The sequence below is a fragment of the Sphingomonas yabuuchiae genome, from assembly GCF_001477495.1.
GTDB lineage: Bacteria > Pseudomonadota > Alphaproteobacteria > Sphingomonadales > Sphingomonadaceae > Sphingomonas > Sphingomonas yabuuchiae_A.
In genome coordinates, this window is the sequence record NZ_LDTF01000121.1 from 14,041 (window position 1) to 27,478 (window position 13,438).

Sequence of the window (13,438 nt, forward strand, 5' to 3'; positions counted from 1 at the left end):
CTCCGCGATGTCCAGCTTCACCGTCAACAACCAGCCCGTCCGCTATCGCCTGCCGCCCGATACGCCGCTGCTCTGGGCGCTGCGCGATGCGTCGAACCTGACCGGCACCAAATATGGCTGCGGCACGGGCGATTGTGGGGCGTGCACGGTCGATATCGACGGTCGCGCGGTCCGCAGTTGTCAGGTGCCGATCGGCCGGATCGAGGGCAGCGTCGTCACCACCATCGAGGGGCTGTCGCGCGACCGCTCGCATCCCGTTCAACAGGCGTTCCTGGCCGCCAATGTCAGCCAATGCGGATATTGCATTCCCGGCATGGTGATGGCCGCCGCCGCGCTGATCCGGAAAAATCCCGATCCGTCCGAAGAACTGATCCGTACGCAGATCACCAATCTGTGCCGCTGCGGCATCTACCCCCGCCTGGTCGAGGCGATCCAGCGCGCCGCCCGCGCGGCACGCGGCGAGGAGACCATCCCCGCCGCCCCGATGCCCGGCACCGATCCCGGCGATGCCGCCCGCGCGGTACCCGCGCTGGTGCCCGCCGCGATGCGGAACGAATAAAGCCGCGCCGGACCGATTCTTTCGCATTGCTGACAGGCCAGTTCAGCAACCGCTCAACGCCGCCATGCCATGAAAGCGTCATGATCAGGGTCGGCTCGTGCGCCGGCACATGGGACTGAAGGATGATGAACAGGCATTGGATGGCGGCTCTGCTGGCGGCGACCGCGATGGTGGCAGGAGCGATGCCCGGCATGGTGAGCGCGCAGGCGATGACGATGGATCGTGGCCCGCAAGGTCGCCCCGAAGGCGGCCCGCCGCGTGGCGGCCCCGGCGGCCCCGGTGGCGGCCCCGCCGGTCGGGTCGAGCGGAGCGAGGGACGCCCGATCTTCAACAATCGCGAAGCCTTTCCCGAAAACCGCCCGGCCTTCCGCCCCGATCATCCCGAGGCACCCCGCGCGCCCCAGCCCGCTCCCCGGTTCGAACATCGCGATGGCGGCGGACGGGGCGATCGCTGGCGCCCCGAGCCCTCGCCCGCACCGGTTCCGGGTGAGGAGCGCGCATGGGGCGGCAATCGCGGCAACTGGCGCGATCAGCCCCGGCCCAATCCGATTCCGCAACCCGATCCGGGCCCCAGCGGCGTACGGGTCGACCGGCAGGATCGCGGCCCCGGCGCTTGGCGTGACGACCGCCGGGGTCAGTGGCAGGACCAGCGGCAATGGCAGGATCGGGGGCAGGATCAGCGCTGGCGCGATGACGAACGTCGTCAGCGCGACGACCGCGACCGCTGGCGGCGTAGCTTCGGCGACTGGCGTGACCAGAATGATCAGGCCTATGGCTTTGGCGAGCGGCGGGCCTGGGCGAACCAGTGGAATCGCGGCTGGCGCAGTGACCGGCGTTACGACTGGATGGGCTGGCGCTCGATGAACCGCGGTGCCTATCACCTGCCGCGTTATTACGGGCCCAATGGCGGCTATGGCTATCAACGCTTCTCCAGCGGGGTGATCCTGGAGCCGATGTTCTTCGGCGAGAATTACTGGCTGGACGATCCCTATGCGTATCGCCTGCCACCCGCCTACGGTTCGTATCGTTGGGTGCGCTATTACAATGACGCGGTGCTGGTCGACCTGCGCAGCGGGATGGTCGTCGACGTGGTGTACGACATCTTCTGGTGACCAAGGCAGGAGGGACGTGCGAAGCGTCCCTCCCCTCTTGTCTTTCCGCAAGCATCGTCGCACATCCGCGAACATGTCGTTCTTCCAGAGGAAGCCGAAGGGCCACCCCGCCGCCTCGCCCTTGCGCGCCCGTTTCGCGGTGACGGTCGCCGAGCATCTCGATGCGAACCCGGCAGTGACGCGCGTGGCGACCGACACGGCGCAGATCTATTATTATCCCGACTTTCTGACGACTGCCCAGTGCGACGCGCTGATGGCGATGATCGACGCCAATCGGCGGCCCTCCACCCTGTTGTCCGACCGACCGGATTATGGGTTCCGTACCTCGGAAAGCTGCGACATGGCGCGCTGGTCCCCCGATGTGCAGCCGATCGACGAATCGATCGCCGCCCTGCTCGGCATCGCGCCCGAGCAGGGCGAGACGATGCAGGGGCAGCGCTATGCCCCCGGCCAGCAGTTCCGCGCCCATCACGACTATTTCCACGAAAGCGAAAGCTATTGGGAAAAGGTGCGCGTCCATGGCGGGCAGCGGACCTGGACCGCGATGATCTATCTGAACGATGTGGCCGAAGGCGGCGCGACCTGGTTCCCCCAGGCGGGCATCCGCGTCGCGCCGCGCCGGGGTCTGTTGCTCGCCTGGAACAACATGAAGCTGGACGGCAGCCCCAATGAGATGACCCTGCACGAGGGGATGCCCGTGGTCGAGGGCACCAAATATGTCATCACCAAATGGTTTCGCGAGGGCAACTGGGTCAGCTGACCCTCGCCGCCCTTCCCGCCACTCTTGTCGCGACGCGGCGCTCCGTGGCATGGCATCCGCGTGAATTTCCCTGATTTCAAGTTCCGCCGATGACCGACGTTCTCGGCATCGCTCAGTCGATCCTGGGCCAGCCCTGGCGCTGGCGTGCGCTGGCCGCCGATGCCCGCGACGGCCTGGGCCATGACGATCTGGTTTCCCAGCTGCTGCTCGCTAGAGGGTGCCCGCCCGACGAGATCGAGGCGCATCGCACCCCCTCGATCCGGGGCTTCATGCCCGATCCGTCGATCTTCCGCGACATGGACCGCGCGGCTGCTCGCCTCGCCGATGCGGTGGTCGCGCGCGAGCCGATCGCGATCTTCGGCGATTACGACGTCGACGGCGCGACCTCCGCCGCCGTACTGGTCCGCCTGCTCCGTGACCTGGGCCTGTCCCCGCGCGCCTATATCCCCGACCGGATGACCGAGGGCTATGGACCGACCGAAGCCGCACTGCTGCGCCTTCAGGCGGAGGGTGCGAACCTGATCGTCACCGTCGATTGCGGCGCGCAGGCGTTCGAGCCGTTGGCCGCCGCGCAAGACGCCGGGATCGAAATACTGGTCGTCGACCACCACAAATGCGCGACCGAACTCCCCCGCGCCCATGCGGTGGTGAACCCCAACCGCCTCGACGAGACCGAGGGCGCCGCGCACGGCCATCTGGCGGCGGTCGGCGTATGTTTCCTGCTGGGCGCCGCGTTGATCCGCACCTTGCGCAGCCGGGGCTTCTTCGCCGACCGGGCCGAGCCGCGTCTGCTCGACCTGCTCGACCTGGTGGCCTTGGGCACGGTGGCCGATGTCGCGCCGTTGCGGGGATTGAATCGGGCGTTCGTGGCACAGGGCCTGAAGGTCATGGCGCAGCGGCGCAATATCGGTCTTGCCGCGTTGACCGACGCGGCCCGGCTGACCCGCGCGCCGACCTGCTCCGATCTGGGCTTTGCGCTGGGGCCGCGCATCAATGCGGGCGGGCGGGTCGGTCGCGCCGATCTGGGCGTCAGGCTGCTGACCACCAACGACCCCGCCGAGGCGTGCGCGATCGCCGAGGAGCTCAACCATTTCAACGACGAACGCCGCGCGATCGAGGCGGGGGTGCAGGCCACCGCCGAAACCACCGTCGACCGCAACCGCCACGTCGCCGTCGTTTCGGGCGAAGGCTGGCATCCCGGCGTCATCGGCATCGTCGCCGGGCGGCTGAAGGAAAAGCTCGACCGTCCGGCCATCGTCATCGCGGTGGACGAGCATGGGATGGGCAAGGGTTCGGGACGCTCGATTTCCGGCGTCGACCTGGGAGCCGCGATCCTGGCCGCCAAGGAGCATGGCCTGCTGATCGCGGGCGGCGGCCACGCCATGGCGGCGGGCCTGACGGTCGAGGCACACCGGATCGCCGAACTGGCCGATTTCCTGGAGGAACGCCTCGCCGACGCCGTCGTGCGCGCCAGCGCGGGCCGCGCGCTGCTGGTAGATGCGGTGCTGGCGCCCGGCGGCGTCAATCCCGGCCTGGTCGGCGCGATGGAGGCGGGCGGCCCCTATGGCATGGGCTGGCCTGCCCCCCGCATCGCCGCCGGACCGTTCCGCGTGATCCGCGCCGATCTGGTAGGTACGAATCACGTCCGCGCCATCGTCGCGGGCGCCGATGGCCGCAGCCTGAAGGCCATGGCCTTCCGCCAGGCCGACACCGCGCTGGGCCAGGCTCTGCTCGGCGCAGGCAGCACCCGTCGCCTGTGGCTGGTCGGCCGCGCCAAGGTCGACGACTGGTCCGGCCGCGACGTCGCCGAACTCCATATCGAGGACGCCGCGTGGGCCGACTGAAAAAAGCGCTTGACGGTTTCCGCACCCTCCCTTAGAGGCCCCTCCACGCCACCCGGCGGCCCCTTCGTCTAGCGGTTAGGACGCGGCCCTTTCACGGCTGAAACACGGGTTCGATTCCCGTAGGGGTCACCATCTGCGCTCAACAGCGCAGAATTGCGCGATTAAGCCATTCTTTGCCGCTCGCTGGTACAGCGCACAGGTACAGCGAGCACTGAAATGGCCCTCATGGCGACACCCTGGAAACATCCTTCGACCGGCGTTTACTACCTGCGCCGACAAATCCCCGAGAAGCTGCGCCCCGCATTCGACGGTAAGGCGCTGTGGAAGGTATCGCTGGGCACCAAGAATGGCAGCGAGGCCACGGTGCTCTTCCTCCAGGCCAACGCCGCACTTGAGCAGCGGTTCGAAGAGGCGCGAGCCCGGCTGAAGGCAACGGGCAGCCCCTGCCCTTCCGCACGCGATCGTGCCGACGAACTGGTCGCGGCGTACTTTCAAGGCCCCGAGTTGAAGGCCGGCGGTCTCGATGGCATCGAACGTCTGCTGCTTGCCCGGCTGGAACTGGATCGTGGGTTGTGGAACGCGACGCCGACCGGATGCAGTTCCCCCAGCCCTCTGAGCGATCAGCAATGGTGGGCGCTGGCGAACAACGCCGCGCTTTTCCGTGACCATCCCGGACGCAAGCCGGTTCAAGGCCACCCGCCTGGCACGATCTGGCGCTGGGGCAACGAAAACTTCCGCCCCGAAGCCAGAGCCGAACAGATCGGTCGGGTCGTCGACCAGATTGCCCGCCACAATGATGTGAGTGTCGCCGAGCTGCCCAGCGGCATTGATGCGGCGATCAAGGCCTATCTCGACGCCATCCCTGTTGAAGCCCCGAAGGCCCGCAAGCGTCGACCGACGTCGGGTCGTCTGCGGCCCGACCTTCGCCTGATGGAGTTATTCGCAGACTGGCAGGCCGTGATGCAGCCGTCACTGCAGAGCGCGCACGAATATGAAGGCGCAACCCGCGATTTCATCGACTTTCTGGGGGACATCACCGTCGAGGAAATCGTCAACAACGATCTGCTCGATTACCGTGATGAGGCAGCCCATCTGCCCGCCTCCATGCCACGCGCAGATCGCGAACTGACCTTCACCGAGCGCCTCGAGCGCCATCGGCATTCCGATACGCCCCGGATCAGTCCGGCGACGCTGAAAAAGCGCGTCGGCGCGATCCAGGCGTTGCTGAGCTTCGCCAAGGGCCAGAAGTGGATCAGCCGCAACGAGGGCCGCGACGTGCCGATCCTCGGCTATTCCAAGACTGGCGCCGCCCCTCGCCAGACCTTCCAGGAACAGGAACTGCAACGGCTGTTCGCCAGCCCGCTGTTCACCGCCCCCGCGACGTGGAAGCATGATCGGCTGGTCAGCGACATGACGCTGTACTGGCTGTTCCTCCTCGGCCTCACGACCGGCGCGCGGTTAGAGGAAGTCGGCCAAGCCATGGTCGCCGATGTGAAGACCGACGGTGCCATCACCTATATCGACATCGACGACTATGCCGCCGGCCCCAGCGATGACGCCAAATCGATCAAGACGGCCACCTCACGCCGACTCGTACCGGTCCATGCCAAACTGATCGAGCTGGGCTTTCGCGACTATGTCGACGCGGTGAAGAAGGCCGGACACACCCGGTTATTCCCCGATCTGGTTCCCAACGGTTTCGGCAAGCGGACGAAGGAGGCCTCACGCATCGCCAACCGCCTCATCGACCGTTACGTTTCGACCGATGCCCGGTTGGTCTTTCACAGCTTCCGGCACGGCTTCAAGGATCTGGCTCTGGAAGCCAACGTACTGGAGCGGATCGTCGACCAGATCTGCGGCCATGCCGCGACCACGGTCGGCGGCAAATACGGTCAGGGTGTTCGCCTGGCGATCCTGAACCGCGAACTTCATAAAGTCGATTGGTCGTTCCTCGACTGGGCAGCGCTGATTCAAGCGAGCGCCGAAATAGACTGGGTCAAGCGGTTCGAATGAAATGCTGCCACCTGAACACCTTCAAATGGCGGGAAGCGACCAGCTTAAGTCGTTCGCCTATCGTGTTTTGAACGGCTGTTCTCGCCAAAACCAGCCATTTGCCCGGCGCGAAGCCGTTAGGCAGAAATGTAAAGGGCGGCGGACCTGGCCTGAGACTCCGCGGAAGCCGCGATCGGCGTCAGAGCCTCGCTGGTTCAACATGCACCGGCCAAATGCCCGGCGCTACCGGGTTCTCTATGGCCGCCAGAGGCTCAGCGTCAGGGATGCGGCAGCGACCCGTTCGCAGCCGGCATCTCCTTGTCCATGTTAAACCGCAGCACTTCCTCGAAGACACGGTTGCGCGCCTTGGCGTCAGTTATGAGCGAGGCGGCCGGCATCACATAGAGGTGTAGCGGGATATCGTCGGAGGCGCCGATGACGAAATCGTCATAGACCACCCGTTCGCTGAGCGAGAACACGTCCTTGAAACCGGTGCGCTTCATGTCCTTGTAAAATTCGTCGTCGATCTCGACGACGGAGAACGCAAACACCTCCCGCACGGTGGCGATGCGATCGACCAGCTCGCTCGCGTAGAGCCGGCACTGCACCAGGGCCTTGTTGTTCTCGAAAATGTCGGCGCCGGGCTTCTTGAACTCGATGATGACGAGCTTGTTCGCGCGGCCCTCATTATCCTTGGAGAAGAACGCGGCTACGTCGGGCTTGCGCTGCTGCTTCGACTCGGTCTCGACCCCGACCTCGCGAACGATCCGCGCCAACGTCTCGTCGCTGTAGATGTTGCTGTAGGACAGGAACTTGTCGTCCACGAGCCAGACATTGTTCTCGCGGATGTCGCTGCCATCGCTGTGCTTGCGCAGGATGGCGTTGTGCAGGACGTCCTCGGCCGAATCGCGCGGCATCTTGGCAAGCGAGTCGATGACCAGCGCGCGGTGGACGATGAAGCGCGCCAGGTCGTCGCTCGCGAGATGTGAGATGTCGTCGAAGGCGACAATGCGGCCTTCCTCCAGCGCTTCCACGAGCTGGTCTTCGCGCCGCGCCTGCTGCGCGCGGTAGGTCCGCACGATTTCGTCGGCATCGAGCATGGCGGCTTCGCCGTTGAGCGACTCGATCTGGATGAACGGATAATATTTGCGGAGCTTGTCGACGTTCGCGAGCTTGAACGCCTCGATGTCGCCTTCCGCTGCCTCGTTGATCATCGCCAGGCATTCCGCATGGATGCGGGGCATCAACGCTTCCCGGCTGATCGGCGAGGCCATGTCAGCATCGGCATCGCTCTTGGGAATTTCGAGCTTCTGGCGCTCGATGTTCGAGCTCCGATTGAGGTAGGTTGAGGTGATCGAGATGAGATAGCGGCAGATGTCGAACCGCTTGCTAATCTGATATTCCTCGACGCACAGCTCGTCGGCGCACAGCATCGCGACGATGCCTCGCTTTGGCGCCTCCTCGCGGAACAGATAGCAGTCGAAAGTCTCGCCCTGGAGCTCGAACGAACGGGTCTTCTGCGCCTCGATCGCCTCGCCCGAGAAGGTGAAGTCGTCGGGAAACGGCTGCTTGCTGTTATGCGTGAAGCGGATCGCGATGGTCCGCCCGGCCTGCTTCTTGAGGAACAGCAGCAGCCGGAGATCGTCGCACATCGCATTGACCAGCTTGGTGACCTGGGTGTTGATCTTCTCCTTGAGCTCCGAGATCGTGATCGTCGTTTCCCGGCGGCCGGCCGAAGCGGTCCGCTGGACGTCGTCGAGGGTGAAATCCGGCGTGTACCGGAATTCGACGAGCTCGCTCGGTAGCTGGCTGCGGACCTCGACGCGGTTGGCATATTTCAGGAAGGCCAGCCGGCCGACGCCCTTGCCGCCGATATCGTCCTTGTGGCCGGTACAGATCTCATCGAAATAATTGAGATTGTCCTGGGTGAAGCCTTCGCCGTCGTCGGTGATCGTGATCTTCTCGAGGACATTGCGCACCTCGTCGCCGAACAGGCCCGGCTGGCGATCGAACCACAGATCGACGGCGATGGCGTCGGCACCGGCATGGATCGCATTGGTCACGCCTTCGCGGATGACGTCGCGGGCAGTGACACCGCCCTTGTAATGCTCGGCGATGAATTTCTTGAGGTTGATCCGTGCCATCGCGACCTTTCTAGTCGGTGGTCCGGAGGCAGGCAATCAACCTTGCCGCGCGCGTGCCCGACATCGGCTAGAGGCGATGGAGGGTCGTCACTTTAGACAGATCGCCGACATGCAGCACAAGCGGGTCGGCCACACCCGCCGCGGGCGTCGGCACCCCACCCCCGGTTTCGAGCGCCAGGTCGACATTCTCGACGGCGAACGCACCCTTGCGCCCAACGACGATGCGATGCTCCTTCTGCCACGCCCAGCCATCCGGCTTCATGAAGGCCACACGTTCGGGAAGCGCCCAATCGATGCCGGGCGCCGCAGCGAGGTCCCGATAATCAATCGCGTGGCTATAGACGTGGCGATCGAGCCTCGAGCGCAGCCGGACATGGCTCGAAATCCTGCCGAGCAGGCGGACGGGCTCCGAAATTTCCACGCAGAACGGGCATTCGAATTTCGCGGCAATCTCGTTTGAAAGCTCGGTGCTGAGGCAATAGACGAAGATGTCGTCGGCCTGGACCGACGCCCTGAAACGCCAACCCTTCATCTCGACAACCTCGCCGGTCGACTTGGTTATAACCAATCCATCTTCAGGGGCATGGCAAAGTTTGCCGTCATCGGGGTCGCCGCGGATCAGTTCGTCCTCGAAAACACGAAAATAGCTGAGCGGGCGCATGAAAATCTCGCCCTTGTCGATAAGCGCGCGGGCATAGGCCTCCTCGGCGAGATACTTATACAGCGGCATCGCGGACCGGACGATATGGGGATGTGCATAGGCTCATCATGGCACTGTTCCGCCGGCAGGGCTCAAAGCTTGACGAAGCGCGGCGCGAGGCCGGCAACCAGCTCGGCAGTGCAATCGCGGAAGCCGAACAGGCTCAATACGGGGCAGGAAAGCTCGGCGACAACCGAATGCCAGTCGGCGACGAGGACCGGGACCTCCCAGGTGCCTGCCGTCGTCCGCTGGTCGGCCTGCGCGCTGCGCCCGGGCGACCAATAGATACCGCCGAAATCGTCGATCTCTCGTCCGGCAAGACCGCGCCAACTGCACCGAAAGGCGACACGCTCGCCGCCGCAGCGCTCCGCCATCGTACGCGCGTGCGCAACCAGCTCGGCAGTCTCGCGGATGACGGTTTCCGGACTGAGCCAGCTTCCCGCGGAGCGGCCCTGCTCCTGGACGCTGCGCGGGCGGTCCTCGCGATAGGGACGCAGAATCGTCGCCCGTCCATCGGCGGCGTATCGCCAATAGTCGGGTAGGCTGGTGTCGAAATTGCCATCGCCGATGAGGTTGCTTTCGAGCACGTCGATACCCGTGCCATCGTCGTGCTCGGGATGGAGGGCGGCGGCGATTTCGGGCCGCGTGAACGGGTAGAACATGCTCCAGCCGGTAAACACCGTCTGGCGCACTTCCCGGTTGGCCTGCTCGAGCAGCGGCCGCAGATCGCCTGGCGGAATAGCGACACCCGCTTCCGACAGCAGCATGTAGCTGAGCTGGCAATGGTTGGCCACTATGGGAACCGGCCAGCGGAGAGCCGCAGCACCCGCGACGATCCTACGCCAGCGTTCGGCGCTGGCATCATGCCAGGCCGAGAGGCGATCGGTCTCCGCCACAGACGGTCGTTCGGCGCGCGGCTGGACCGCGCGGCCGATATCAGCGAGCAGGCTATCGCGATCTGAAAGGACGCAGCGCCGGATCAGCGGCTGCCAGTCTTCCATGCCGAGCACCGCTTCGCTCTTCGGCCCGGGCTTGCGGATATAATAGGCTCCCGCGCGGATGCCTTGCGGCTGACCCTTGGCGTCGTGCGGGCCGTCAGCCTTCGCGCCGACAGGCATCGGTCCATGCGAAGGCACACGCACCACCGGAAAAACGGGCCCGGCACTCGATCGAACCAGTTCAACGTCACATTGGAAGGCGGGGGTAAGGTAGCGGGTAACGATCTTGCCGAACGTATCGCGGCTATAGGCGGAAAGCTCGGTCGGACGCTCCTCCGCGACGCTCTGGTCATCGCGGAAACCGAAAACGAGATAGCCACCGCCATGATTGGCGAGCGCGGCAATATGGCGCGCGAGCTTGGCCTGCGCGATCTTGTCAGCGAGGTCGATCCAGGTCTTCAGTTCGATGTCGAGCGTCTCGCGCGGATAATCGACGAGATCGGTGAGGTCGATGCGCCCGTCGCTGGTTTCCTGCTCTGCCATGATCGCATGTATCGGTGGCTTTGCTGGCAGCATCAAGCAACGCCGCCAATCCGGCGAGACGATCGATCCGATTTGGCGCTAGCGATTGCCACCGGCTGCGAAACGATGTCGGCGCACCTATATCAATGCTATGCCGATTGCCGCCGACGGTTCCGTTCATAACCAGGAAGGGCGCCTGCTTTACTGCAGCGCCGATCGCTTTGTCGCCCATGTCGGCGAGGGCGACCATTGCTTCATCTGCGACCGTACCGAGCGCGAGGTTGCATTCAACCGCGAGCATGTGTTGCCAAACTGGCTGCTCCACCAATTCGGCCTGCACGGGAAATCGGTGACGCTGCCCAATCGCGTGCTCCACAGCTACGGCACTTATCGGATTCCCTGCTGCGTCGACTGCAACATGCGGCTGAGCCAGCATTTCGAGACGCCGATCAGCGAGGCGTTAGCGCAGGGGTTCGCGGGCGTCCAGGCGCTGGTCGAGCGCGAAGGTCCCGAGCGCTTGTTCCACTGGATGGCGCTGATCTTCCTCAAGATGCACCTCAAGGACCGGCGGCTCTACAAGCATCTCGATCGCCGGGATGGTGATGCACGGATTTCGGAGACGTACGATTGGAGGACCTTCCACCACATCCATTGCCTGATCCGCGCCCACTATAGCGGCGCCGCGATCGGCGATTATGTGCTGGGATCGGTGCTGATGATCCAGGTCGATCCCGACACGGGCGACGAGCCGTTCGATCTCGCCTCGGTCACCGATGGATTCACCCTCTACCTGCGCGCCGGCGACCTTGCGCTCTATGCGGTGTTCAACGATGCCCAAGCCTGTGTTGGCGCGATCGAGCCGGTGCTGGACTGCATCACGGACATGCTGAACCCGTTGCAGGCCCGCGAGCTGGCCGCCGAGTTGGCCGCGGCGAACATGCATCTCGGCAACCGCCCGACCTTCCACACGCTGATGTCGGACGAGGACGGCGCGGACCTGCGGATCGTCGCGCGCGTCCCCGCCGGGGGACCTGTCTTCGCCGACAAGGATCACGACCTGGTGGGGTTCGTGAAGCATTTCCTGCTCCAGCACGCGACTGTCAATGTCGAGGGCCGAACGCGCGAGGAAAGCCGCGAGCTGCTCCGCCAGAACAAGCTGTCCTTCCTGTTCGACAATAATGGCCGGTTCATTGCCAATGAGAAGGTTCCATCCAGCGACGCGGGCAGCCTGGTCGCCAAGACGGCAAGATTCGTAAAGCGAGATGCCGTCGGCCGCGAGGCCGTCCTGCCCGTTCCCGAGACAGACATGGACCGCCCCGAAGCGGGTGTCGGCCTCAACGGATCTGCGGCGGAGTCGCGCGGGTGAAATCAGGCAAGCGCGCGCAGGCGACGCACAAGCGGCAGCATTTCGTCCCCAAGTCCTATCTCGCTTCCTGGACCGATCCCGGAACGCCGTCGGGCCAGGAGCCTTATGTCCACCTTCTGACGAAGGACGGCTCGGGCTATCGCCGCAAGGCGCCGGCGAAGATCTTTCGCGAGACCGATCTCTACACGATCAAGATGGCCGGCGGGGTCCGCGACCTCACGCTCGAGCATGGCCTGAGCCAGCTCGAGGACAATTTCATGCGGGTCGTGCGCGAATTCATCGTGCCGCGGCGCCCGCTGCCGACGATACCCCGCTTGAAGCTGATGCTGTTCGTTGCGGCGCTGCATGCGCGCACGCTAAAGATGCGCGATCATCATAGCGCGCAGTGGAAGCGGCTGCTCGACATCGCCGAGCGCGGCGCGCCCGAGGATGGGCGTATCGAGTGGCGCGACGGCACCACCGACCCGGACGCGCCGAGCTATATTCACGTCGACAACATTCGCGAGCTGGTCGAGAATCCGATGCCGACGACGGTTCCCGCCGCGATCGACGCGGAGACGCCGCTGATGATGCAGATGCATGCCCGCATCCTGTGCATCGAGAGCGACACCGGCTTCATCACCTCGGACAGTCCCGTGGTCTGGATGAACGCCGAGAAGGAGCAGACGCAGGAGACGCGCTTCTGGGGACCGAGCTTCATCGACGAGGAGCTCGAGATCACGGTCCCGCTGACCCCCCACCACGCGCTGCTGCTGCGGCACGGCACGCCGGGGCTCGACTACGTCGAAGTCCCTGACAAGGCGATGCGGATGCTCAACGCGCGCACCCGCCATTATGCGAACCAGGAGACGGTATCGCGCCTCGGCTATTACGAGCCGCTGAGCCTGCAGGATCCCAGTCTGCGCATGTCGGTCAGCGGCGCCAGCTACGTGCGCTAGCCGGCATCCCGTCAGCGCGGTGCGTCGCCGAGGATGCCGGTGCGCCGGACGCAGGCCCACCACTCTTCGACCAGTGCGTTGAGCAGCTCAACCGGCGCCGGCACACCTGCCTTAGCCAGCGCCTCGCCGCATTGGACGATGTCGAAGATCGCGCAGTGCAGCACGATCACGATCGGCATGTGGGGATCGGGCGCGAGGACCAAGCCCTCAGGGCCTTGGTACAGCCCCAGCATGTTGATGCTGTAGAGATCGTAATGCGCGACCGAGCTCCCCTGCCGGTAGATGCTGTCATAGAAGCCCAGCAGCCCTTCGCAATCGACGCGGCTGCCGGTCAGCCCGGGCATCGCATCGCGGCCGCGTGCCATCTGGTCGATCGGCGTATTGCGCCAGTAGGCGAAGCGCTTGCGCAAGTCGGCCGGCACTTCGTCGAGCCCACCGTCGAGTTCGACCAGCGGGTCGATTCCGTTCTGGGCAAAGGCATGCTTCATGCGATTTCGCGCGAGATAGTAGTCGGCGATGTAGCGATACCATTCGCGATCGTCGGGCTGGCGCGCCAGCCAGGA

Annotated in this window: 11 protein-coding genes and 1 tRNA gene; 8 read left to right on the plus strand and 4 right to left on the minus strand. The window is 64.9% G+C overall.

What is annotated here, in order from left to right:
• The first annotated feature begins 7 nt into the window (after positions 1 to 7).
• The 6 genes from NS355_RS17225 to NS355_RS17250 all read left to right on the plus strand — a co-directional run bounded on the left by NS355_RS17225 (position 8) and on the right by NS355_RS17250 (position 6,288).
• Positions 8 to 559: a (2Fe-2S)-binding protein gene (locus tag NS355_RS17225; RefSeq protein WP_058746803.1), complete on the plus strand. Its 552-nt coding sequence runs from the start codon at positions 8 to 10 to the stop codon at positions 557 to 559.
• A 122-nt stretch (positions 560 to 681) separates the two neighbouring features.
• A complete protein-coding gene (locus NS355_RS18830) occupies positions 682 to 1,671 on the plus strand; it encodes an RcnB family protein (RefSeq protein ID WP_244489736.1) in 990 nt (329 codons plus the stop codon).
• Between the two features lie 73 nt (positions 1,672 to 1,744).
• The gene (locus NS355_RS17235; RefSeq protein ID WP_058746805.1) at positions 1,745 to 2,431 is read left to right on the plus strand and encodes a 2OG-Fe(II) oxygenase; all 687 of its coding nucleotides are present in this window, start codon (positions 1,745 to 1,747) and stop codon (positions 2,429 to 2,431) included.
• Between the two features lie 89 nt (positions 2,432 to 2,520).
• Positions 2,521 to 4,275 (plus strand): single-stranded-DNA-specific exonuclease RecJ, encoded by a 1,755-nt coding sequence (recJ, locus tag NS355_RS17240; protein ID WP_058746806.1) that lies wholly within the window; start codon positions 2,521 to 2,523, stop codon positions 4,273 to 4,275.
• A gap of 57 nt (positions 4,276 to 4,332) precedes the next feature.
• Positions 4,333 to 4,407 (plus strand) — tRNA-Glu (locus tag NS355_RS17245).
• A gap of 84 nt (positions 4,408 to 4,491) precedes the next feature.
• Positions 4,492 to 6,288: a site-specific integrase gene (locus NS355_RS17250; RefSeq protein WP_244489737.1), complete on the plus strand. Its 1,797-nt coding sequence runs from the start codon at positions 4,492 to 4,494 to the stop codon at positions 6,286 to 6,288.
• A 257-nt stretch (positions 6,289 to 6,545) separates the two neighbouring features.
• On the opposite strand, the gene NS355_RS17255 is transcribed toward NS355_RS17250, so the two are convergent.
• The 3 genes from NS355_RS17255 to NS355_RS17265 form a co-directional block, all read right to left on the minus strand.
• The gene (locus tag NS355_RS17255; protein WP_058746807.1) at positions 6,546 to 8,411 is read right to left on the minus strand and encodes an ATP-binding protein; all 1,866 of its coding nucleotides are present in this window, start codon (positions 8,409 to 8,411) and stop codon (positions 6,546 to 6,548) included.
• A gap of 67 nt (positions 8,412 to 8,478) precedes the next feature.
• Entirely contained in the window at positions 8,479 to 9,141 is a 663-nt protein-coding gene (locus tag NS355_RS17260) for a hypothetical protein (protein ID WP_058746808.1), read from the minus strand.
• A 62-nt stretch (positions 9,142 to 9,203) separates the two neighbouring features.
• Positions 9,204 to 10,592, minus strand: a complete 1,389-nt coding sequence (locus NS355_RS17265) for an AlbA family DNA-binding domain-containing protein (RefSeq protein ID WP_058746809.1) — start codon at positions 10,590 to 10,592, stop codon at positions 9,204 to 9,206.
• A gap of 130 nt (positions 10,593 to 10,722) precedes the next feature.
• On the opposite strand from NS355_RS17265, the gene NS355_RS19140 reads away from it, so the two are divergent.
• Together NS355_RS19140 and NS355_RS17275 are read left to right on the plus strand one after the other, a co-directional pair.
• The gene (locus NS355_RS19140; RefSeq protein ID WP_058746810.1) at positions 10,723 to 11,937 is read left to right on the plus strand and encodes a hypothetical protein; all 1,215 of its coding nucleotides are present in this window, start codon (positions 10,723 to 10,725) and stop codon (positions 11,935 to 11,937) included.
• Positions 11,934 to 12,875 (plus strand): DUF4238 domain-containing protein, encoded by a 942-nt coding sequence (locus NS355_RS17275; protein ID WP_058746811.1) that lies wholly within the window; start codon positions 11,934 to 11,936, stop codon positions 12,873 to 12,875. Before NS355_RS19140 ends, NS355_RS17275 begins: the two co-directional genes overlap by 4 nt.
• Before the next feature lie 11 nt (positions 12,876 to 12,886).
• Here NS355_RS17275 and NS355_RS19145 read toward each other — a convergent pair.
• Positions 12,887 to 13,438 (minus strand): hypothetical protein (locus NS355_RS19145; RefSeq protein ID WP_167345492.1); only part of this gene is annotated, 552 nt, incomplete at its 5' end.

What these genes read in the sequence shown, in the direction of transcription:
- NS355_RS17225 (WP_058746803.1), top strand. Translation starts at nt 8, where the DNA reads ATGTCCAGCTTCACCGTCAACAACCAGCCCGTCCGCTATCGCCTGCCG.
- NS355_RS18830 (WP_244489736.1), top strand. Translation starts at nt 682, where the DNA reads ATGATGAACAGGCATTGGATGGCGGCTCTGCTGGCGGCGACCGCGATG.
- NS355_RS17235 (WP_058746805.1), top strand. Translation starts at nt 1,745, where the DNA reads ATGTCGTTCTTCCAGAGGAAGCCGAAGGGCCACCCCGCCGCCTCGCCC.
- recJ (WP_058746806.1), top strand. Translation starts at nt 2,521, where the DNA reads ATGACCGACGTTCTCGGCATCGCTCAGTCGATCCTGGGCCAGCCCTGG.
- NS355_RS17250 (WP_244489737.1), top strand. Translation starts at nt 4,492, where the DNA reads ATGGCCCTCATGGCGACACCCTGGAAACATCCTTCGACCGGCGTTTAC.
- NS355_RS17255 (WP_058746807.1), bottom strand. Translation starts at nt 8,411, where the DNA reads ATGGCACGGATCAACCTCAAGAAATTCATCGCCGAGCATTACAAGGGC.
- NS355_RS17260 (WP_058746808.1), bottom strand. Translation starts at nt 9,141, where the DNA reads ATGCCGCTGTATAAGTATCTCGCCGAGGAGGCCTATGCCCGCGCGCTT.
- NS355_RS17265 (WP_058746809.1), bottom strand. Translation starts at nt 10,592, where the DNA reads ATGGCAGAGCAGGAAACCAGCGACGGGCGCATCGACCTCACCGATCTC.
- NS355_RS19140 (WP_058746810.1), top strand. Translation starts at nt 10,723, where the DNA reads ATGCCGATTGCCGCCGACGGTTCCGTTCATAACCAGGAAGGGCGCCTG.